General features: G+C 58.4%; 21 protein-coding genes. 14 read left to right on the top strand and 7 right to left on the bottom strand.

The window, feature by feature from the left end:
- Positions 1–64 precede the first annotated feature (64 nt).
- Genes LG327_RS13785 through soxC form a run of 7 tightly spaced genes read right to left on the bottom strand, consistent with a single transcriptional unit; the run spans position 65 to position 4,537 of the window.
- The gene (locus LG327_RS13785) at positions 65–376 is read right to left on the bottom strand and encodes a hypothetical protein (RefSeq protein ID WP_404362685.1); all 312 of its coding nucleotides are present in this window, start codon (positions 374–376) and stop codon (positions 65–67) included.
- A 25-nt stretch (positions 377–401) separates the two neighbouring features.
- Positions 402–1,241 (bottom strand): sulfur oxidation c-type cytochrome SoxA, encoded by an 840-nt coding sequence (gene soxA, locus LG327_RS13790; RefSeq protein ID WP_404362687.1) that lies wholly within the window; start codon positions 1,239–1,241, stop codon positions 402–404.
- A 52-nt stretch (positions 1,242–1,293) separates the two neighbouring features.
- Positions 1,294–1,605 carry a thiosulfate oxidation carrier complex protein SoxZ gene (gene soxZ / locus LG327_RS13795; RefSeq protein ID WP_404362689.1) on the bottom strand — a complete coding sequence of 104 codons (312 nt, stop codon included), beginning with the start codon at positions 1,603–1,605 and terminating at the stop codon, positions 1,294–1,296.
- A 25-nt stretch (positions 1,606–1,630) separates the two neighbouring features.
- Positions 1,631–2,119 (bottom strand): thiosulfate oxidation carrier protein SoxY, encoded by a 489-nt coding sequence (soxY, locus tag LG327_RS13800; protein WP_404362691.1) that lies wholly within the window; start codon positions 2,117–2,119, stop codon positions 1,631–1,633.
- 19 nt (positions 2,120–2,138) lie between these two features.
- Positions 2,139–2,492: a sulfur oxidation c-type cytochrome SoxX gene (soxX, locus tag LG327_RS13805; RefSeq protein WP_404362693.1), complete on the bottom strand. Its 354-nt coding sequence runs from the start codon at positions 2,490–2,492 to the stop codon at positions 2,139–2,141.
- A gap of 52 nt (positions 2,493–2,544) precedes the next feature.
- On the bottom strand, positions 2,545–3,222 hold the full coding sequence (locus LG327_RS13810) for a c-type cytochrome (RefSeq protein WP_404362695.1): 678 nt from the start codon (positions 3,220–3,222) through the stop codon (positions 2,545–2,547).
- The gene (gene soxC, locus LG327_RS13815; RefSeq protein WP_404362696.1) at positions 3,209–4,537 is read right to left on the bottom strand and encodes a sulfite dehydrogenase; all 1,329 of its coding nucleotides are present in this window, start codon (positions 4,535–4,537) and stop codon (positions 3,209–3,211) included. Before soxC ends, LG327_RS13810 begins: the two co-directional genes overlap by 14 nt.
- Before the next feature lie 259 nt (positions 4,538–4,796).
- Here soxC and LG327_RS13820 point away from each other — a divergent pair, with 259 nt between their 5' ends.
- The 14 genes from LG327_RS13820 to acsA all read left to right on the top strand — a co-directional run bounded on the left by LG327_RS13820 (position 4,797) and on the right by acsA (position 19,556).
- Complete coding sequence (locus tag LG327_RS13820) at positions 4,797–5,801, top strand: MBL fold metallo-hydrolase (protein ID WP_404362698.1); 1,005 nt, start codon at positions 4,797–4,799, stop codon at positions 5,799–5,801.
- Positions 5,802–5,914: 113 nt separating this feature from the next.
- Positions 5,915–7,132: a cardiolipin synthase ClsB gene (clsB, locus tag LG327_RS13825; protein ID WP_404362699.1), complete on the top strand. Its 1,218-nt coding sequence runs from the start codon at positions 5,915–5,917 to the stop codon at positions 7,130–7,132.
- Positions 7,133–7,335: 203 nt separating this feature from the next.
- Positions 7,336–8,460 (top strand): 4Fe-4S dicluster domain-containing protein, encoded by a 1,125-nt coding sequence (locus LG327_RS13830; protein WP_404362701.1) that lies wholly within the window; start codon positions 7,336–7,338, stop codon positions 8,458–8,460.
- Complete coding sequence (locus LG327_RS13835; protein WP_404362702.1) at positions 8,453–9,334, top strand: FAD/NAD(P)-binding protein; 882 nt, start codon at positions 8,453–8,455, stop codon at positions 9,332–9,334. The genes LG327_RS13830 and LG327_RS13835 overlap by 8 nt, the downstream gene beginning before the upstream one ends.
- A complete protein-coding gene (locus LG327_RS13840; RefSeq protein WP_404362704.1) occupies positions 9,334–10,143 on the top strand; it encodes an oxidoreductase in 810 nt (269 codons plus the stop codon). The genes LG327_RS13835 and LG327_RS13840 overlap by 1 nt, the downstream gene beginning before the upstream one ends.
- A complete protein-coding gene (locus tag LG327_RS13845; RefSeq protein ID WP_404362706.1) occupies positions 10,133–11,434 on the top strand; it encodes a Ni/Fe hydrogenase subunit alpha in 1,302 nt (433 codons plus the stop codon). The genes LG327_RS13840 and LG327_RS13845 overlap by 11 nt, the downstream gene beginning before the upstream one ends.
- Positions 11,434–11,931: a hydrogenase maturation protease gene (locus LG327_RS13850; RefSeq protein WP_404362708.1), complete on the top strand. Its 498-nt coding sequence runs from the start codon at positions 11,434–11,436 to the stop codon at positions 11,929–11,931. Before LG327_RS13845 ends, LG327_RS13850 begins: the two co-directional genes overlap by 1 nt.
- The gene (locus LG327_RS13855) at positions 11,922–12,152 is read left to right on the top strand and encodes a HypC/HybG/HupF family hydrogenase formation chaperone (RefSeq protein WP_404362710.1); all 231 of its coding nucleotides are present in this window, start codon (positions 11,922–11,924) and stop codon (positions 12,150–12,152) included. The genes LG327_RS13850 and LG327_RS13855 overlap by 10 nt, the downstream gene beginning before the upstream one ends.
- Positions 12,145–12,534 (top strand): hydrogenase maturation nickel metallochaperone HypA, encoded by a 390-nt coding sequence (gene hypA / locus LG327_RS13860; protein WP_404369429.1) that lies wholly within the window; start codon positions 12,145–12,147, stop codon positions 12,532–12,534. Before LG327_RS13855 ends, hypA begins: the two co-directional genes overlap by 8 nt.
- Positions 12,525–13,277: a hydrogenase nickel incorporation protein HypB gene (hypB, locus tag LG327_RS13865; protein ID WP_404362712.1), complete on the top strand. Its 753-nt coding sequence runs from the start codon at positions 12,525–12,527 to the stop codon at positions 13,275–13,277. The genes hypA and hypB overlap by 10 nt, the downstream gene beginning before the upstream one ends.
- Positions 13,274–14,380, top strand: coding sequence for a hydrogenase formation protein HypD (gene hypD, locus LG327_RS13870; RefSeq protein WP_404362714.1), 1,107 nt, complete (start codon positions 13,274–13,276; stop codon positions 14,378–14,380). The genes hypB and hypD overlap by 4 nt, the downstream gene beginning before the upstream one ends.
- Entirely contained in the window at positions 14,377–16,623 is a 2,247-nt protein-coding gene (hypF, locus tag LG327_RS13875) for a carbamoyltransferase HypF (protein WP_404362716.1), read from the top strand. Before hypD ends, hypF begins: the two co-directional genes overlap by 4 nt.
- Positions 16,610–17,623, top strand: a complete 1,014-nt coding sequence (hypE, locus tag LG327_RS13880; RefSeq protein WP_404362718.1) for a hydrogenase expression/formation protein HypE — start codon at positions 16,610–16,612, stop codon at positions 17,621–17,623. Before hypF ends, hypE begins: the two co-directional genes overlap by 14 nt.
- Before the next feature lie 166 nt (positions 17,624–17,789).
- Positions 17,790–19,556 (top strand): acetate--CoA ligase, encoded by a 1,767-nt coding sequence (gene acsA / locus LG327_RS13885; protein WP_404362720.1) that lies wholly within the window; start codon positions 17,790–17,792, stop codon positions 19,554–19,556.
- Positions 19,557–19,564: the final 8 nt, after the last annotated feature.

A 19,564-nucleotide genomic window follows, 5' to 3' on the forward strand; every position in this document is an offset into this window, starting at 1 on the left:
TTATTGGAGGTAACCAGTCTATCCGATTCCTTACCGGGCAGACTGGCCAGTGCCGCGCACGGTGTCAGCCACCTATGGCGACTTTGCGCCAGGCATCCTCTTTCTGCTGCTGCTGACGCTGGGCGACGGATTCTTCAGCAAGCTTCAGGGCCTCGCGGGCCATGGACTCGGCTTTTCCATAGTCTCCGCTGTCAGCAGCAGACTGTGCCGCCTTCAGGCGGTCCGAGGTGACGGTCCACTGAAAGGTACCAGCATCCTGATGCATACTCTGGGCTTTCGAGTAGACCTCTTTGAAGTCCTCTTTGGGGCCCGCCTGTGCGGTCAGCGGCACAGACAGCGCAAGCGAGATACCGATTGTCAGTAAAAGCCTGTTCATTGCGATTCTCCCTTTCCGTTCATGACTATGGCCGGGTTGCCGGTCCGACGACTGGCAGACCATTGCTCATGTAGGTCAGGAAATACTCGAGATTGCGGTATTCCTCACTCTGCGCTGCAAGTGGTTCTGCCCGAACATTGTTATTGCAGCCCGCAAACCGGCGGTGCAACGTGCCCAGCTCACCCCACTTCGAACGGTGCACCGGGAAGTTTGCCGGCTGCCCCACTGTCGGTGACAGAAAGTCGGCCCGAATCCACTTGCCCGGATTCTGGACATGGCAACTTGCGCAGGAAAAATTCAGCTGTCCCCGCCGGCTGTAATAAAATTCCTTGCCATCCTGGTAGGCAGCCATCGCATCGGGATCATCCGGGACCTTGATGTTGATGGGCTTGCCCTGGGAGGTGGACGCCATGTAAGCGGAAACCGAAGCGATCGGCCCCTTCTTCCATCCGAGCGGCTTCTCACCATTGGCTTCACGGCAGCGGTTTATGGCGAGTTCAAGCGTGATAACTTCGTTCTTTTCGGTGTCGAAGAAGGGGTAGTTCTGACGAATGCCGATGCCATCGTTCTCGAAGCAGTTGGCGTAGGTCCTGCCATTGGCAAACGGCGTCTCGAACATCTCCTGACCTTCGACAACCGCAAATTCGTAGGGTGGAAAATCCTGCATGGATTCCCACTGTTTGCGGCGATCTTCATTCAGCGCGTACTGGCCGTTCACGAAATCCTCGAAAGGCACGTCCGGAAACATCTGCTTGAAGTATTCAACCGTTTCTTTCCGGTCTTCTTCAGGGGTCGACCCTGCCAGCGCCTGGGGCACCACCAGTGCCGCTCCGAGAGCGATCAGAATGATTTTCGCTTTAAGCATGTTCAATCCTCCTCTTCGGCGATCCAGGGTGCACCTGGTCCGCCGACAATCCTCAGGTGATCGTTGCAGTGGTTGAATCGCTCTCGCCCTCGTTATCGATCCAGCTGATGGTGACATCGTCACCCTTTTTCGCTCCCTTGAACCGACACTCCAGGAACGGATCCTTGGATACCGCCGGCCCCCAGTTGGCGACAAATACCTCCTTGCCACCATGGGAAATGGTCAGAACCTTGATGAAATGGGCCGGGATAACATTACCCGCCGAATCCTTTACAAACCCCGAATCCATAGGGTGTCGAACCAGGGCTTTCAGTGATGTCACACCGCCATTCTCTACTGCTCGAACTCTGATACTGGACGCCATTGCTGTTCTCCTGTCCGGTTAGCTGTCAGCCGCCGCAGCCGCCAACGGTCACTTTCACGTTCTGGGCGGCCTTGTAGGCCTTGCCATCAGAAATAACGACTGCAACAACATCCGTCGTCTCCGCCATCTTCAGGCGATTCGATACGAATGGCATCGCGCCCTCAGAAATATCAAAATAGGCGGCCAGAGCATTCGGATTTTTGGCCACCAGCAATGCGATGCTGGTCACCTTCGGCAGTGTGGTTTCGACGGTCACGGGCACTACGGCGCCGTTCTGGGCGATGGTTGGCAGATCCATGGTGATCTGATCGGATTCGGTCGCTTCCATCCCGTACAGTTCAGCAATAGTTTCATCCACCCCCGGAGTCCTGAATGCATTCTCCGGCCAGTCGGACGCGTCGGGGGCAGTGGCGGCCTCGACCCTAAGTGGCACAATGCCGGAACCCAGCGCAAAGCCGGCAACTCCCACACCGAGCATCCCCTTCAAAAAGCCTCTTCGCCTTTGGTCAGTCACGGTAACTTCTCCTCCACATTTAGAGCGTATACAGGTAATCAACGATTCGGTTTATTTCCTGTTTGCTCAGGATCAAGTGTCGTCCGAATGGCGGCATTACCGTCACCGGGTTAAACTGGGTCTCGTCCCAGATGCGTTTGAACAGAATCTCCCGGTTGGGGTAGCGGGATCTCATGTCCACCAGTTCCGGGCCGATATTGCCAGTCAGTTTGCCATCATCCATCTGGTGGCAGGCCAGGCAGTTACCATCCTTCCGGCTGAAAGCCAACTCCTTTCCCCGGTCAATATCAGCCTGGGCAGTTTCGGCAAACACCGGTGCAGTGGCACTCAGTGCGAGTGTGGTCAAGCACACGGAAATTAACGCTTTTCGCATCACGCAGTCCTCCTCGGCACGCATTGTGGAGCCTTGTGCTCCTGGTCAGCCTTCACTCTGTTATCCCCTCATCGAGGGGGCCGGTTGTGCTTGGCGTCAGGTTTTTGCCTTCTGCCGAGTCGGATACGGTTACCTCCTCTTTGCAATCTTTCATGCAGCGATCGTTGTCCACGACCGGCCGCGGGTCTTCCCAGATAAAGCCATCGTGATTGGGCATCACCACCTCAGGCAGGGTTTCCCTGTTAGCGACAAAATCGCCCTCCACGATGTAATTGAGATTCAGGACATAGGCAGTCACGGCGTAAACCTGATCGTCTGTCAGCGACTGGGGCGCAAAGAAGGGCATGGCTCTGTGGATGTAATCCCAGAGAGTGGAGGCATAGGGCCAGTAGCTACCGACCGTTTTTTCGGGACGGTCCTGATCAAGGCTGCCCTCCCCGCCCGAAAGCTTGGGATAGCGGCCCATGCCTTCGCCGAAGGCCCCATGGCAGGATGCACAATAAGTCTCATAAACGCCCATGCCTTCGTCGACGGAACCGCTGCCTTCGGGCAATCCCATGCCGTCAGGGCGGACATCAATGTCCCAGGCCGCAATCTGTTCTTCTGTTGGCGGCTCGCCATATCCGTAGTGGCCGGATTGCTCGGCCGCAACAACCAGGGACATCGAGGCGAGCATTACCCCGCAACACAATCCGGAAAGCAGGCGTGGGGATTTATCAAAGCTGGACATTGACCACACTCCCGTCTGCGTTGACTTGCCAGGTCTGGATCGAGTTCTTGTGATAGATCGAGTTGGTGCCACGAGCCTGCTTGAGCTGAGCCAGCGTAGGCTGGACATACCCGGTTTCATCAATAACCCGGGATTGCAGGAGTGCGGGATTGCCGTCCCACTTCCACTCGAGGGAAAATCGCGTCAGGGATTTGGACATCACCGGCTCCCTTAGTTGCGCCTGCTGCCAGTTCTGACCACCGTCGACCGAAACATCGACCGCCTTTACCTTGCCGCGGCCACTCCAGGCGATCCCTTCAATCTGGCAGACACCTTTGCCCCGCAGTGGCATCTCCGGGCACGGCGATGTGATGACTGATTTGGCTTCCATCACCCAGGTGAAGCCATGGGCTGTGCCGTCGGGCATCAGATCCGTGTACTTGGAGGTTTCCTCGCGCTGCATCCAGGGCTTGTCGCCCACTTCCAGCCGGCGCAGCCACTTCACATGGGTATTGCCTTCCCAGCCGGGCACCACCAGGCGGACCGGGTAGCCCTGCTCACGACGAAGTGCTTCGCCGTTCTGGGCGTAAGCCACTATCACATCGTCAAGGGCTTTCTCGAGTGGGATGCTTCTGGTCATGGCGGCACCGTCTGCGCCTTCTGCCAGCAACCATTTGCCCTCCGGTTTGATACCGACTTCCTGCAGTAGCGTGGAAAGCCGAACGCCAGTCCACTCGGCGCAACTCACCATACCGTGCAGGAACTGAAGGGAATTGAGCTGGGCACCACGCCATTCCATGCCGCCGTTAGCGGGACACTCGATGAAATTGATCTGGGAAACACTGGGAAACCGCTGCAGATCCTCCATGGAGAGAATGATCGGGCGATCCACAAGGCCATGAATCATCAGGCGATGCTGCTGAGGGTCGATTTCCGGGCGACCCGCATGATGGCGCTCGAAGAAAAGACCGTTGGGCGTGATGATGCCTTTAAGGTGCTGAAGTGGGCTAAAGCTGATTGATGAAATTTTGTCCGCGGTCAGCCAGGGTACGTTCCGCCGGATAACCTCCTTTTCAAAGGGCGAGGGAACACCGTACGGATCGGCGACCACACCCGCACCCAGTGATCGGGTCCATGGCGGAATCCCGGGAGGATACTGCGTCGCTGCAAGAGCCTTTGGGGCCAGGCCTGCGAGAGCGCCCCCTACCATGGCACCACCGGCAGTAAACAGGCCGCTTCTGAGAAAACGTCTGCGTTCTTCTGAGGGTAAGCGTTCGGACTCTTCCAGGGCCACTTTTGACAGGTCCCGGTTAAGTCGACGGAGTTTGCCGAGCATATTATTTTTCTCCTCCTTCGATGCCCTCTCTGGGGCATTCGGCCGGCAGCCGGTGCGTAACTGGTCGGCGGACTTGTTGTTTATGTTATAAGGATATAACTTATTTATAGACCGCTTGTGAGCAGGATACAAGTAAGTTTTGAATGCGGATTCATACGACCTTCGTTGGCAAAGCTAAGCTCTGAATTTCCGAAACCTGATATAAATCAATGTCGAATACTGCGTTTATGACTTACGTAACATAAAAGGAGAGGCTGAAATGGAGGCAAAAAAAATTAGAATCAGTATCAGAACCGCGGGAATGGCTGCTGCCCTGCTGGGCTGGTCAGGAGTGCTGGCCGCCGAATCCTCTCCCGGTTATCCCCAGCTCTCGATTCCCTTTGAGGCAGAGCCTGTGAGCGTGGAGAACGTTTACTATTTTTCCGGCCAGTCCGGGGTCCCGGATAAGCAGAACGAAGGCTTCACAGCCAACGCCGGATTCGTCATCACCGAGGAAGGCGTGGTGGTTTTCGACGCACTGGGAACCCCAAGCCTGGGTGCAGCAATGGTCGATAACATACGTGAACTGACGGAACTGCCCATAACTCACGTTGTGATCAGCCATTATCATGCGGATCACGTTTACGGGCTTCAGGCCTTCCGGGACTTGACGAAAGCGGAGGTGATTGCCCAGGAGGCATCCCATGTCTACATCAACAGCGCGGATGCAGCCCAACGCCTGGAACAGCGCAAGGAGGCTCTCTCACCCTGGGTAGATGACAACACCAGGCTGATCACCCCGGATGTTACCTTTGACGAAGAAATAATGCTGGAGTCTGGCGACTACCGGTTCAGTATCGTGCATGCGGGCCCCGCCCACTCCCCGGATGACACTCTGATGATGGTGGAGCCTGTCAGTGTTCTGTTTTCCGGAGACATTATCCAGAATGACCGGATTCCATTCCTTGCCAGTTCCGATGTAGATACCGGAAACTGGATGAGGGCCATCGACAGAGTCAGAGGCATGAATCCGAAAATCCTGATACCGGGCCACGGCAGAGCATCGGAAAATGCCATGGAAGCCCTCAATTTCACCTATGACTATCTCGCTTACGTGCGGGATCAGATGGGCGCTGCGGTTGAGGGATGGGTTGAGTTCGAAGATGCCTACGCCCAAACGGACTGGTCTCCCTACGAAGCGCTGCCAGCCTTTGACGCGTCCAACAGGGCCAACGCCTATCGCGTATACCTGGAAATGGAAAAAGCGGCTCTGGGCGGGGGCTGAGCAGACTTCAGCGGACGACTTTGGCCACGCTCTTTTCTGCCGGGTCTTCGAGACTGCTGCAGTCGTGTATTGTCTCCGTAGGTTCAGACCATCCTGCCCGCTGAGACTTTGCCATGATGCCAGAACAGACAACCGGCAACTCGATCTCCCTGCTGGAAAACGGGGATGAGTTCTTTCCCCGTCTGATAGAAGCGATTGACAGGGCGAAAAGCGAAATACTCATTGAGACGTTTATCTTTCGGGACGACCCATCCGGCAGGGAGATACACAAGGCGCTGATCGGGGCCGCCAGCCGCGGCGTCTGGATTTCCCTCATGGTGGATGGATTCGGCTCCTATCATCTCCCGCAAGACGTTACCGACGAGCTGAAGAGCGCGGGCATTCACTATACCGTCTATCACCCGCAGCCGAGATGGCTTCTGGTCAGAACCAATATATTTCGCAGACTGCACCGAAAGATAGCGGTCGTTGATGGCCTGATTGCCTTTATCGGCGGAATAAACCTGACTTACGACCATGTTTCGGACTCCGGACCCAGCTTTATGGTGGATTATGCCGCAGAGTTGAAAGGACCGGCCGTAGCTGTAATACGGCAATTTGCGCATCAGGCGATAGCAGCACATCTAGACCCGGAGGTTACGCTTCCATCGCTGCCCCCTGAGCCGGCATCGGCGGCTGGCAGTGCCCGCGTTATTTTTCTGACCCGGGATAATGAAAAACTCCGCGCGGAGATTGAAAAAGAATATCTCGAAAGGATTGAACGATCCCGCAGTAACATACTGATTGCAAACGCGTACTTCTACCCGGGCTACAGGATGCTTAAAGCGCTCCGTGACGCTGCGAGACGCGGAGTCAATGTTCGCCTTCTGATCCCGGGAATCACTGATACACCGCTGGCTCAGCGAGGAGAAAAACTACTATATGACTTCCTCGTGCAATCCGGAATCGAAGTGTACGAATACTGCGACCATCTCTATCACGGGAAAGTAGCTGCCTTTGACGACGACTGGGCCACCATTGGATCAAGCAATCTCGATCCAATCAGCCTGTCCCTCAACCTGGAGGCCAATATCTTTGTGAAGGACCCGGGCTTTAACCAGGATATCCGGGAGCACATAGAAGGCTTGATATTCCAAAGTGACGTAAAGCGGATCAGCCAGTCCTGGGTCCGGCACCGGACAATGCTCAACTGGTTCCTGACATTTCTGATTTATCACCTTCAGCGCTACTTCCCGCGTCTGGCGGTGTGGTTACCCCCTGCAGGGAGGCGAATCCCCCGCTCGGCGACGGTCGTTTCCAAAAAACATAATGGATCCTGGCCGCACAAGTAGTCAGTTGCACAATTATCAAAAATCCAGACCCGATCGTCCCCTGCCTTCCCGGGCCACTGGAATCGGTTCCAGCGGGCCATAGGTTAGGCTGTGCTGGAAACTCTTTTTCACTTGGGGCATGCATTTCAGCAATGAAACCACTAGCCTCATGGGACGGACCAGAGCAAACAAAAGCTCGAGGATTCGAGCCGGGGGAGCCCAACATGGATGTCCTTAACGCTCAAGATCATCAATTCTTTCCACGCCACTGCTTCCAGGAGCTTATCGATGGATTGACCTTGCAGGGGTTCAGCTGCGTCGGACCAGTCATCCGGGACGGCGCCATAGTCTTTGACCGGCTCCAGAAGGTTAGCGAGCTGCCGCAAGGCGTTCGCGATCAGCAAGGGCCCGGGCACTACCGGCTGAAAGAAGACGGCGGTGCCCGGTGGTTTTCATGGGCCAATGGTCCGCAGGCGTTGAAACCTTACCTGTTCCCCCCCCGCGAGGTGCTCTGGCAGGCCACCGAAAAAGAAGATGGCACCCTCTGCTTTACCGAAAAGAACACCGACCCGAAACCCATAGCGGTACTGGGCGTGCGGGCCTGTGATCTGGCCGCCCTTGCGATTCATGATGCGCATTTTCTCAAACCCCCTTGTCCGGACGAACATTACGCGCGCCGCCGCGAACAGATATTTATCGTTGCCGTCCATTGCAGCCATCCTGCATCAACCTGTTTCTGCGCCTCTACCGGAGACGGTCCGTCCGCCACCTCCGGCTATGACATTGCTCTGGCCGAACTGGATGAGGGATTCATTGTCGACGCCGGCAGCGAGCGTGGAGAGCAGATCCTGAGCGGGCTTACATTATCAAAGCCCAGCCAGGATCAGCTTGATGAGGCGCGTCATCAGACAGAGACAGCGATAGAAGTCCAGACACGCGCCCTGCCCGATCTCCCTCTCAATCGGATCCTTTTCGAGAATCTGGATCATCCGCGCTGGGATGACGTCGCCGAGCGCTGTCTGGCCTGTGGTAACTGTACATCTGTGTGCCCCACCTGTTTCTGTGCCAGCGAAAACGAGGTTCCCAGCTTGGACGGTCAGGTCAGCGACCACAGCCGCGAGTGGAGCTCCTGCTTTAGCCAGGGACATTCCTATATCCACGGTCTCACGATCCGTCCGGATATCCGGACGCGCTATCGGCAATGGCTTACTCATAAACTCGGCAGTTGGATTGACCAGTATGGCCGCAGTGGCTGTGTCGGGTGCGGCCGCTGTATCGCATGGTGTCCGGTCGGGATTGACCTGACGGAAGAAGTTGCAGCGATCTGCAAGGATGCCGGTAATGGTTAGTTCCGCCCCGGCTGGCAGCAAAGAGAAATCAGATTTTTCCGCGGCTGGCAGTCGCATGCCGATGTCCGCGGAGGTTATCGACCGCATCGAGGAGTCCGGCAAGGTCTTCACACTGCGCCTTCGGCTCTCCAACCCGGAGCAACGACACGCCTACCGTTTTGAGCCGGGCCAATTCAACATGCTTTATCTGCACGGTGTCGGGGAAGTGGCGATTTCCATTGCCTCGGACCCCAGCAGGCCCGGTCTGCTGGGGCATACCATCAGGAGGGCTGGCCGGGTAACCGAGGCCATGGCCAGATTGCCTGCTGGGGGGCGGGTTGGACTTCGGGGACCGTTCGGACGGCCCTGGCCACTCAGTCAGGCAGAAGGCTCTGATGTACTGGTGATCACCGGCGGCCTTGGCTGCGCCCCGGTCGTCGGGGTGATAAATTACGTTCTAAAACACCGGCAACTCTATGGAAAGCTGACCATTATCCAGGGCGTAAAACATGCGGAAGATTTGATCTGGCAGGATCAATACAACCATTGGCGCACCATGCCGAATACCCAGGTTCTGCTGGCGGCTGACCACGGTGGCCCACTTTGGCCATTCCACGTCGGCATGGTGACTGAGGTGTTCGACAAGGCCCACATCGACCCCGCCGATACGACGGTCATGATGTGCGGCCCGGAGCCAATGATGATCGCCGGCGTCAATGATCTGTTGAAACTGGGCTTATCCGAACAAAGTATTTATCTGAGCATGGAGCGCAACATGCAGTGCGCCGTCGGCCATTGCGGGCACTGCATGTTTGGTGCTCAGTTCGTCTGCCGACAGGGGCCCATCTTCAACTATCCCGATCTCAAAGCCCTGCTGGGCACCAGGGGGTTCTGATGGCACTGACGAAACCTGAATCCAGACCCCGGATGGCCGTGCACAAGTTCGCCTCCTGTGATGGTTGCCAGCTCACCTTCCTCAACCTGGGTGAGACACTACTGCTGCTGAACGACATGGTCGACATCGTGCATTTCCCGGAAGCTGGTCCTGTGGCTCCTGAGGCAGAGGTGGATATCGCCTTTATTGAAGGTTCCATCACCACGGCCCATGATCTGGAGCGCATCAAACAGATTCGGTCGCACAGTCGTTTTATGGTTGCCTTTGGCGCCTGCGCGACGGCCGGAGGTATCCAGGCCCTGCGGAATTTTTCCGACGCCGGTGAATGGCTCAGTGCGGTCTACGCAAAACCGGAGTATATCGATAGTCTCGCAAGCTCCACGCCGATGTCGGATCACGTCAAGGTCGACCTGGAGATCTGGGGCTGCCCACCCAACAGTCATCAGGTGCTCGGCGCCATCCGGGCGTTCCTCTACGGCACAGTGCCGCAGCAAAGCCGGGACAAGGTTTGCCTGGAGTGCAAGCGCCAACAGGTGGTCTGCGTGCTGGTGGCCAGGGGCCTGCCCTGTATGGGCCCAGTCACGCGGACCGGTTGCGGCGCCCTCTGCCCGAGTTTCGGACGTGACTGCTATACCTGTTATGGCCCGGCCGAAGCGCTAAATACCGCCTCGCTGGCGGGCTGGTTTGAAGGTCTTGGCCTCTTGCCGGAAGAAATCACCCGTCGTTTTCGTCATATGAGTAATAGCGCGCCCGAGTTTCGCGACGCTGCCCGGAAAATCATCGCTACGGATGCGAACCATGGCCACTAGCAACCGGACCGTCGCCCTGCATGTTCCCGTGCTGGCCCGGGTAGAGGGCGAGGGAGCTCTGCATTTGCGTATCCGCGATGGTCAGATCGAGGACTTGCGTCTGCAGATATACGAACCCCCCCGTCTCTTTGAGAAGTTTCTGGAAGGCCGGTCCTATCAGGAGTTGCCGGACCTGGTGGCGCGCATCTGCGGGATCTGTCCGGTTGCCTATCAGATGAGTGCCGTTAATGCCGTGGAAAGTCTGACGGGGACGGACCCCGGTCCCTGGGTGCGGGCCATGCGCAGGCTCATGTACTGCGGTGAATGGATCGAAAGCCATGCCCTGCATATTCATCTGCTCGCCGCGCCGGATTTCTTCGGCTATGACAGCGCTATCGCCATGGCAAAGGACCATCCCCACATTATCAGGCGGGGCATGCGTCTCCAGGGCCTCGGTAATGAAATGATTCGCCTGCTGGGCGCCCGTTCCGTCAACCCGGTGGGCGTCAGGATGGGGGGCTTTCATCGGGCACCTTCCGTTCGGGACGCAACAGCTTTGAAAGTGGAAATCGAGGACGCCCTGCAGGATGCGGAAGACCTTGTGACCTGGTGCGCAGGAATTACGGTTCCAGAGCAGAACCATGACATGAGCCTGCTATCCCTTCGGGAACCGGAGACCTATCCCATCCTCACCGGCGACATAGCCTGCAACAGCGGGCAGTCGTTTGCCGTATCGGAATATGACCAACACATCGTCGAGGACCAGGTTCCCGGCTCTACGGCGCTGTTCAGTCTGTTGGATGGACAGCCTTATCTGGTTGGCCCTCTTGCCCGCCTGAACCAGAATCTGGACCTTTTGCCGGAGTCGGTCCGGGCACAGGCCGTAAAGACCGGGATAGATTGGCCCAGCGGCAACATGTTTCACAGCATGACGGCCCGTTCGATTGAAATCCTTTACGCCATGACTGAAGCCATCCGGATTCTTGAGAATTACGGAGAGCCCGCGAGGGCGTCGGTGCCGGTTCAGCTCCGGGCAGGGGTCGGTTATGGCGCCACCGAGGCGCCACGCGGCCTGCTCTGGCACCGCTATGAACTGGATGGCCAGGGCTTGATCCTGAAGGCGCGCATCATACCTCCCACTAGCCAGAACCAGGCCCGCATCCAGCAGGACCTGCAGCAATCCCTGACGGCCTTCGGTCTGGATCGGCCAGACCAGGAACTGCAACTGCATTGCGAGCAGGTGATTCGCAATTATGACCCCTGTATCTCCTGCGCCACACACTTCCTGACATTATCGACGGAGCGTCTGTGATGGCCTGGCGGGTGTTGGGTATCGGCTCGCCGTTTGGCGACGACCAGGTGGGTTGGCGACTGGTCGCGGATCTCGGAGCCCTTGGGGTTGCCACCGGCTGGGACTGCACCGCTCTGGCTCTCGACAGGCCCGGGACAGGCCTGATCCACGCGATGGCGGGCGCCCAGGGGGTTATTCTCGTTGATGCCCTGGAGAACAGGGGGAAACCTGGATGCATCCACTCCTTGTCGGTAGACGATTTAATGCAATGCGATAACCGCTTTTCCAGTCACGGCTTTGGCGTAGCCGAGGCCCTGGGCCTTGCCGTTGAACTGGGGCTGCTGCCACCGCATTTCATGATACTGGGCGTCGAGATGTCGGAAGGCCCGCTTGCAGATGGTATTTCGCCAGCAGTTGCTGCAGCCCTTCCGGCGCTTTGCAGCCGGGTGACGACCGTATTGAGCGCATGGCGCAGTGAACAGCCGGGGCTCACCAAGGAGGTGAAAACATGTGTCTAGGCGTACCAATGCAGATCGAAACCATTGACGGCATCACTGCCCGCTGCACGGCCCGGGGTATCTTTCGCGAGGTAAATCTGATGCTCATGGAGGGCATGGATCTGAGCCCCGGGGACTTTGTGATGGTGCATGTAGGGTATGCCATCCAGAAGATCGCAAAGGCCGAAGCGCGCACGGCCTGGGAACTCCATGATGCGATGGCGCGCGCTGGAGATGCATGAACTCAGCCTGTGTCGGGCGCTCCTTCGCCAGACTCTTGAGGTGGCGGAACAGCATCGGGCCCGGGCGATAAACGCCGTGCATCTGCAAATCGGCCCTTTGGCCGGGGTCGAGCCTGAACTGCTCAAGACCGCCTTTACTCTGGCAGCCGCGGGCACCATTGCAGAATCAGCGGAACTCAAGCTGACGAAAACACATGTTCAGATCTATTGTCCGGGCTGTGAAAAGGAATTTCGGGGGGCGGCGAATCAACTCTGCTGTCCCGGTTGCGGAAGCTGTTCGACACAATTGACCAGCGGTGACGAATTGATCCTGCAGAGTGTCGAGTTAAGCCTGGAGGATCCATACAGTGCTGATAATTCAAGGAGCAGATCATGTGTGTAGATTGCGGCTGCGGGCAGCCCACAAGTGTTTTGAACCCGCAACAGACTACCTCCATCCCCCTGTTCAGAAATCTGCACCAGCAGAATCAGGACCTTGCAGCCCATAATCGGGAACATTTCCGATCAAGCCGCACCCTGGTACTGAATCTGATGTCTTCACCCGGCGCCGGCAAAACCGCCCTGCTGGAAGCCACGCTTCCGGTGCTCCAGGAAAGCTGCCGCTGTGCAGTTCTGGAGGGGGACCTGGAGACCGAACTGGACGCGCAGCGAATTCGTGCCCTGGGTATTCCAGTGGTGCAGATCACCACTGGCAGTGCCTGTCATCTGGATGCTCAGCTGATACATCGCGCTCTGGATGAGATAGAACTCGCCAAAACCGACATTCTGTTTATTGAAAATGTCGGCAATCTGGTTTGTCCTGCCAGCTTTGATCTGGGCCAGCACCTGAACGTTGTTCTGCTATCAGTGACCGAAGGCGACGATAAACCAGCGAAGTATCCGGTCATGTTCAGAACGGCAGATCTGCTGGTTATCAGCAAGCTGGACCTGCTTCCCCATGTGGGTGACTTCCGGATTGAGCGGGCCGAAGACTTTTTCCGTGACCTTGCCAGCCAGGCCCCAATCCTGTCCCTGTCGGCACGCAACGGAATCGGCCTCGACGAGTGGCTGGCCTGGCTGAATGCCGAGAGAGCGCGGTTTCTCGCTGATACACACATCCCGGCAGAGAATGGAGGCCGGCGATGACTCCCGAAGCCAGACACTGGCTGGATCTGATTCAGGGGCTTGCTCTGCCTCACAGTGTCAGGGTCATGAATGTCTGCGGTGGCCACGAACGAGCCATCAGCCTGGCAGGGCTGCGAACCGTCCTGCCTCCCGAAATTGCACTGATTCCAGGGCCGGGTTGCCCAGTCTGCATCTGCCCTGAGGAAGATATCTATCGCGCGATGCGGCTGGCCCTTGATGAACATGTCCTGTTAGTGGCGTTTGGTGACATGCTGCGGGTTCCGGTTAACCTGCCGCGCACAGAGCCACGCTCCCTGGATGCAGCCCGGGCCGCCGGCGCTGATGTTCTTCCGATAGCCAGCCCCATGGATGCCCTTGTACTTGCGCGGCAGCACCCGGAGCGCGAAGTCGTTTTCTTCGCGGCCGGCTTTGAGACAACCATGGCGCCGGTCGCGGCGATGGTTGCACAAGGTCTTCCCGACAACCTTTCACTGCTGCTGTCAGGGCGCCTGACATGGCCTGCCGTGGCGATGCTGCTCGAGTCGGAGAACCCCTGCTTTGACGCGCTAATCGCGCCCGGCCACGTCGCTACCATCATGGGGCCGGAAGAATGGCAATTCGTGCCCCACCGCCATGCTCTGCCGGCAGCCGTGGCTGGATTCACGCCCGAATCGCTGCTGGCGGCCATTTATTCGACCCTCCGGCAGACGCTGGAAAAACGGAGTTTTCTGGATAATTGCTACGGTGAGGTAGCTCAGCCTGGCGGCAATACAACAGCGCAACGCATACTGAAAGATGTCTTCGACGTTGTTGATGCAAATTGGCGCGGCATCGGTGTCATCCCCTGCTCCGGGTTCAATCTGCGCGAGACCCATGTCGCACATGATGCCCGGCATCGTTTTCCCGACCAGCCGAATGCGTCCCGCCGTCGCATGGGACAAATGCCGGCGGGTTGCGCCTGCGCCCAGGTTGTAATGGGGAAGATTTCTCCCAACCAGTGCCCTCTGTATGGCCGGGGCTGCACCCCGAAAAACCCGGTTGGTCCCTGCATGGTTTCCGACGAGGGTGCCTGCCGGATCTGGTGGGCCAGTGGTGTCCGTGACCGGGAAGCTACGCCGGTATGACCATCGCGGAAGAATCCGTCGCCTGCCACTGGCTGATTAGCGGCCGGGTTCAGGGGGTGGGATTCCGGCCGTTCGTGTATCGCCTTGCCCGGGAGCTGGGGCTCAGGGGCTATGTTCGGAACTGCTCCGGCACGGTGGAGGTCGTAACCCTGGGCAAAGCCTGCCAGCTTGATGCCTTTGCCAAAGCGATTCAGCAGCAGGCACCCTGGTCGGCACGACCGACCAGGGTCGTGTGGGAAAAGATCCCTGCCAGCCCCTGGCCGGACTTTCGCATCGTCGCGAGCCGCTCCAGTACTGCCGACATCCACCTGCCGCCGGACTGCTCCCCCTGCGATAGCTGCTCTGAAGAATTGCAGGATCCCAGCAACAGACGCTATCGCTATCCCTTTATCAACTGCACCCAATGCGGACCACGTTCCAGCCTGATCGAAGCCATGCCCTATGATCGCGCCCACACCTCCATGGCGAGGTTTCAGCTGTGCGTCGCCTGCAAGGCGGAGTATGAAAATCCGAATGACCGCCGCTTCCATGCCGAGCCCATCGCCTGTGCGGATTGTGGTCCGTCGCTGCGGTTTAACGGGCCGGAACTCGCGCCGCTCAGCGGCAACGACACATCACTTGCAGCCGCGGTGGCGCAGTTGCATGCTGGCCTGATCGTTGCGGTCAAAGGCGTCGGCGGCTACCACCTGATGGTCGATGCCCGAAACGAAACAGCCGTGGCGAGACTCAGGCTCCGCAAGCACCGCCCCCATAAGCCGCTCGCAGTCCTCTTTCCCCTGACAGACAACCTGGCCGCGCTACACCAGGCGGTGATCGCCGATCAGGTTGCGCTGCTGGCCCTTTCGGCGCCGGACAGGCCCATTGTTCTGTTGCCGAAGCGGCCACTGTCAGACCTTGCAGATGCAATTGCGCCCGACCTGGCAAAAATTGGCGCCCTGTTGCCTTTCAGTCCTCTGCACCAGTTGTTAACCCGGGACTTTGGTGGTCCCCTGGTCGCCACCTCCGGCAATACAAGCGGCGAGCCGGTAGTTACCGAGCCTGAAGAGGCTGAAACACTCCTGGGGCCAGTCGCGGATGGCTTTTTGCACCATGACCGGCCAATTTTGCATCCGGTCGATGACACTGTCGTTCACGCCGACGTAAAGCACACCCGTGTCATGCGTACGGGGAGAGGGCAGGCCCCGCTGGAGCTGGAGCTGCCCTGGTCTCTGCCCTCCCCTGTATTGGCCACCGGCGCCCACCTGAAAAACACCCTGGCTCTGGCATGGGGCAACCGGGCGGTGATTTCACCGCACATTGGCGATCTCGACGCCCGGCGCTCCCAGGCTCTTTTCGCCCAGACAGCTGCCTCTTTACAGAGGCTTTATAACGTGAGCGCGGTTAAAATTCTCTGCGATGCCCACCCCGATTACGCCAGTACCCGCTGGGCAAAGAGATGTGGGCTGCCGGTACAGAGCGTTTGGCATCATCATGCCCACGCGTCAGCGCTGGTTGGGGAGTGGGCTGATTGCAGGGGAAACTGGCTGGTGTTCACCTGGGACGGACTGGGTCTGGGCCCCGATGGCACCCTCTGGGGCGGTGAAGCACTCTGGGGCACACCCGGCCAGTGGCGGCGAATGGCTTCGTTTCGGCCTTTCCGTCTCGCCGGCGCAGGTCAGGCTGGACGGGAGCCCTGGCGTAGTGCGGCGGCTCTGTGCTGGACCCTGAATTCTGAATGGAGCACTCCTCCTTTGGCAAAAGAAGCCTGGCAAAAAGGCTTCAACTGCCATGAGACATCCTCCTGCGGGCGTCTTTTTGATGCCGCCGCGGCGATGATCGGACTGATGCATTCGTCAAGCTATGAAGGCCAGGCTCCCATGGCGCTGGAAGCCATTGCCGATCCGGATCTGCCGGGCCTGTCCCTGCCCATGGATCCGGACGATCAGGGTGTCTGGCGCACGGACTGGGCGCCATTGGTCCCACTGCTCCTGGATAGCACCCGAAGTGCTGCTGCGCGGGCTGGTCTGTTCCATGCCAGCATGAGCCTGGCATTGGTCCAGCAGGCGCTGCGGATCCGCGAGGAACACGGGGTAAACAACGTGGGGCTGGCCGGCGGCGTTTTCCAGAACAGCCTGCTGGTCGAACAAACCAGTCGACTGCTCACGGAACAGGGCTTTACGGTCCGGCTCAACAGACAGGTACCCTGCAACGACGCGGGCATCTCGTTCGGCCAGGTTCTGGAGGCGTTGTATGAGTGCTCCTGATGCCGGTTTGATCCAGTTATGCCACGGCAACGGTGGCCGGCTGATGCGCTGGTTAATTGAAGAGGTCATCGTTCCCGCTCTGGCCAATCCAATGCTGGATACACAGCTTGATGCCGCCATGCTTCCGGCATTTACAGGCCTGCCGGTCATTACCACTGATGGTTTTACGGTTCAGCCCCTTGAGTTCCCCGGAGGCGACATCGGCTCACTGGCAGTTCACGGCACCATTAACGATCTGGCGGTCGCGGGGGCGGAACCGCTTTACCTTGCCCTCAACCTGTTTATCGAAGAGGGGTTCGAAATAAGCCGCCTGGGCAGGCTGATGGTAAGCCTCGGTCAGGCTGCAAAGCTCGCGGGCGTGATGGTTGTGGCCGGTGATACAAAAGTACTGCCCCGCGGTCAGTGCGGCGGCCTCTACCTGGCCACCACTGGAGTCGGGACCAGGACTTTCACGACGCCCCTGGGCATGAATTATTCCCGGCCGGGAGATAAGGTCCTGGTGAGTGGCGCCATTGGCGACCACGGCACCGCGGTCATGCTGGCGCGGGAACAGTTCGGGCTGTCCGGTAGCCTGCTCTCTGATTCTGCCAGCGTGCTTCCCCTGACTCGCGCCCTGCAAGGTCTGCCTGGCGTTCGCTTCATGCGGGACCCCACGCGGGGCGGACTGGCGACCGTTGCACACGAGGTCTGTCAAGCCACCGGCCTTGGGATAACACTCTGGCAGGACGCGATTCCAGTCAGCGATCAGGTTCAGGGGGTTTGCGAATTGCTGGGGTACGATCCCTACTACCTGGCCTGCGAGGGCCGCGTGATGGCCATCGTTTCAGCCACCGATGCCCCGGCGGCGCTGGAACGCTGGCGGGGACTGTCGGCTGGTTCAGGCGCTGCGATCGTCGGTGAAATCCAGTCAACTCATTCCCGGGTCGTGTTAAGAACAGACTATGGGGGAGAGCGAATTCTGGAAGAGCTGGAGGATGATCCATTACCACGGATCTGCTGACAGGGCGAGGGCTGTCATGCTTTGGCACCCTGGCCGAGAATGCGTGTCCCGGCACATAGATTGACCAGAGTCAAGTTCGCCCTTTTCCCTCTGCGCTAAGATAAATCAGGATGTAAATTAAACAACCTGTCCGCAGTCTTCCGACAGGGCCGACAGGGAGTCCGAAATGCCTTATCCAATCGTCTCCAAGCGGGAGCATCCCTCCCCGTTACCGCCCAATCTACAGGACTATGACCTCGTTCATTCCACGTTCAGCTGGGAGCAGGCCAGGGAAAAGCTTGCCGGCATGGGTGAGGGGAAACTGAACATTGGCTTTGAAGCAGTGGATCGCCACCGGGGAACCGAAACTGAAAGCCATGTTGCCCTGAGGTTCCTTTCAAAAGATGACAAGGCGGAGCCACAGGACATCAGTTACGGTCAGTTGCTGGCAGATGCCAACCGTTTCGCCAATGTTCTGGCCACCCTTGGAGTCAAGCGGGGCGACCGGGTCTACTGCCTTTCAGGCCGGACCCCAGGACTCTATATTGCGGCACTGGGAACCCTCAAGCACGGCTGCACCTTCACACCCCTGTTCTCGGCATTCGGGCCGGAGCCTATCAGATCCCGCATGGACATTGGCCAGCCATCGGTGCTGGTTACCACGGCGAAACTGTACCGGAAAAAACTTGCGGACTGGGCTCCTGAATTGCCTTATCTGAATCACGTCATCCTGCTTGACGACGAGCCACCCGCACCGTCTGGCAAGACGGTCGGGTTCAGCGACCTGATGAACGGTGCCAGCCCGGAATATTCGACCCAGGCCATGGCCCCTGACGAGCCCGCCCTGCTTCACTTCACGAGCGGCACCACGGGTAAACCCAAAGGCGCCCTGCATGTCCACCAGGCCGTTCTGGCCCATTACATCACGGCTGAGTTTGCGCTGGATCTGCAACCCGGGGATATCTATTGGTGTACGGCCGACCCGGGCTGGGTAACCGGGACGTCCTACGGCATCATTGCGCCCCTGATCCACGGCGTTACGATGATCGTCGACGAGGCGGATTTCGATGCCGAGCGGTGGTACCGAATACTCCAGGATCAGCACGTCAGTGTCTGGTATACCGCACCGACCGCCATCCGGATGCTGATGAAATATGGCAAACAGATGGCGGACCGGTTCGACCTTTCAGATTTACGTTTCCTGGCCAGCGTGGGCGAGCCCCTGAATCCCGAAGCAGTTAAATGGGGGATGGAGACCTTCGGGTTGCCCTTCCACGACAACTGGTGGCAAACCGAAACCGGCGGCATCATGATCGCCAACATTTCAGCCATGGACATCAAACCCGGCTCCATGGGCAAGCCCCTGCCCGGCATCCAGGCCGCTATCGCTCATCGAACCCCGGACGGCATTGAGTTCATCGAGACCCCTGATGAAACCGGAGAGCTGGTGCTCAAAACCGGCTGGCCATCGATGTTCCGCGGTTATTTGAATGAGGAGGAACGTTACCGGAAATGCTTCGTTGGCGACTGGTATCTTTCGGGCGACCTGGCACGCTGCGACGCAGACGGCTATTTCTGGTTTGTCGGCCGGGCCGACGACGTGATCAAGTCATCCGGCCATCTCATTGGACCTTTTGAGGTCGAAAGCATTTTCATGGAGCACCCTGCTGTCGCCGAAGCGGGCGTTATCGGCGTTCCGGACGAAGTCAGTGGGGAGGCGGTAAAGGCCTTTGTTGCCCTGAAACCGGGTTTCGAAGGCACTGAAGTCTTACAGAAGGAATTACTCGGTCTGGCGCGCAAGAGACTCGGACCGGCAGTAGCGCCGAAAACCCTGGAATTCCGACCAACGTTGCCGAAAACCCGCAGCGGAAAAATTATGCGCCGGCTCCTGAAGGCACGGGAACTGGGCCTTCCGGAAGGAGACATTTCAACTCTGGAGGAGAGCGGCAAATGACAAGTCTG

The organism is Marinobacter sp. (genome assembly GCF_044799475.1).
Lineage (GTDB): Bacteria > Pseudomonadota > Gammaproteobacteria > Pseudomonadales > Oleiphilaceae > Marinobacter.

Excerpts from the sequence above, each read along its gene's own strand:
- hypD (WP_404362714.1), top strand. The coding sequence starts at position 13,274 with ATGACTCCCGAAGCCAGACACTGGCTGGATCTGATTCAGGGGCTTGCT.
- LG327_RS13810 (WP_404362695.1), bottom strand. The coding sequence starts at position 3,222 with ATGTCCAGCTTTGATAAATCCCCACGCCTGCTTTCCGGATTGTGTTGC.
- LG327_RS13835 (WP_404362702.1), top strand. The coding sequence starts at position 8,453 with ATGGTTAGTTCCGCCCCGGCTGGCAGCAAAGAGAAATCAGATTTTTCC.
- soxC (WP_404362696.1), bottom strand. The coding sequence starts at position 4,537 with ATGCTCGGCAAACTCCGTCGACTTAACCGGGACCTGTCAAAAGTGGCC.
- LG327_RS13850 (WP_404362708.1), top strand. The coding sequence starts at position 11,434 with ATGGCCTGGCGGGTGTTGGGTATCGGCTCGCCGTTTGGCGACGACCAG.
- soxA (WP_404362687.1), bottom strand. The coding sequence starts at position 1,241 with ATGCTTAAAGCGAAAATCATTCTGATCGCTCTCGGAGCGGCACTGGTG.
- hypB (WP_404362712.1), top strand. The coding sequence starts at position 12,525 with ATGTGTGTAGATTGCGGCTGCGGGCAGCCCACAAGTGTTTTGAACCCG.
- LG327_RS13830 (WP_404362701.1), top strand. The coding sequence starts at position 7,336 with ATGGATGTCCTTAACGCTCAAGATCATCAATTCTTTCCACGCCACTGC.
- hypA (WP_404369429.1), top strand. The coding sequence starts at position 12,145 with ATGCATGAACTCAGCCTGTGTCGGGCGCTCCTTCGCCAGACTCTTGAG.
- soxZ (WP_404362689.1), bottom strand. The coding sequence starts at position 1,605 with ATGGCGTCCAGTATCAGAGTTCGAGCAGTAGAGAATGGCGGTGTGACA.
- LG327_RS13840 (WP_404362704.1), top strand. The coding sequence starts at position 9,334 with ATGGCACTGACGAAACCTGAATCCAGACCCCGGATGGCCGTGCACAAG.
- soxX (WP_404362693.1), bottom strand. The coding sequence starts at position 2,492 with ATGCGAAAAGCGTTAATTTCCGTGTGCTTGACCACACTCGCACTGAGT.
- hypE (WP_404362718.1), top strand. The coding sequence starts at position 16,610 with ATGAGTGCTCCTGATGCCGGTTTGATCCAGTTATGCCACGGCAACGGT.
- clsB (WP_404362699.1), top strand. The coding sequence starts at position 5,915 with ATGATGCCAGAACAGACAACCGGCAACTCGATCTCCCTGCTGGAAAAC.
- LG327_RS13785 (WP_404362685.1), bottom strand. The coding sequence starts at position 376 with ATGAACAGGCTTTTACTGACAATCGGTATCTCGCTTGCGCTGTCTGTG.
- LG327_RS13845 (WP_404362706.1), top strand. The coding sequence starts at position 10,133 with ATGGCCACTAGCAACCGGACCGTCGCCCTGCATGTTCCCGTGCTGGCC.
- hypF (WP_404362716.1), top strand. The coding sequence starts at position 14,377 with ATGACCATCGCGGAAGAATCCGTCGCCTGCCACTGGCTGATTAGCGGC.
- LG327_RS13855 (WP_404362710.1), top strand. The coding sequence starts at position 11,922 with ATGTGTCTAGGCGTACCAATGCAGATCGAAACCATTGACGGCATCACT.
- acsA (WP_404362720.1), top strand. The coding sequence starts at position 17,790 with ATGCCTTATCCAATCGTCTCCAAGCGGGAGCATCCCTCCCCGTTACCG.
- LG327_RS13820 (WP_404362698.1), top strand. The coding sequence starts at position 4,797 with ATGGAGGCAAAAAAAATTAGAATCAGTATCAGAACCGCGGGAATGGCT.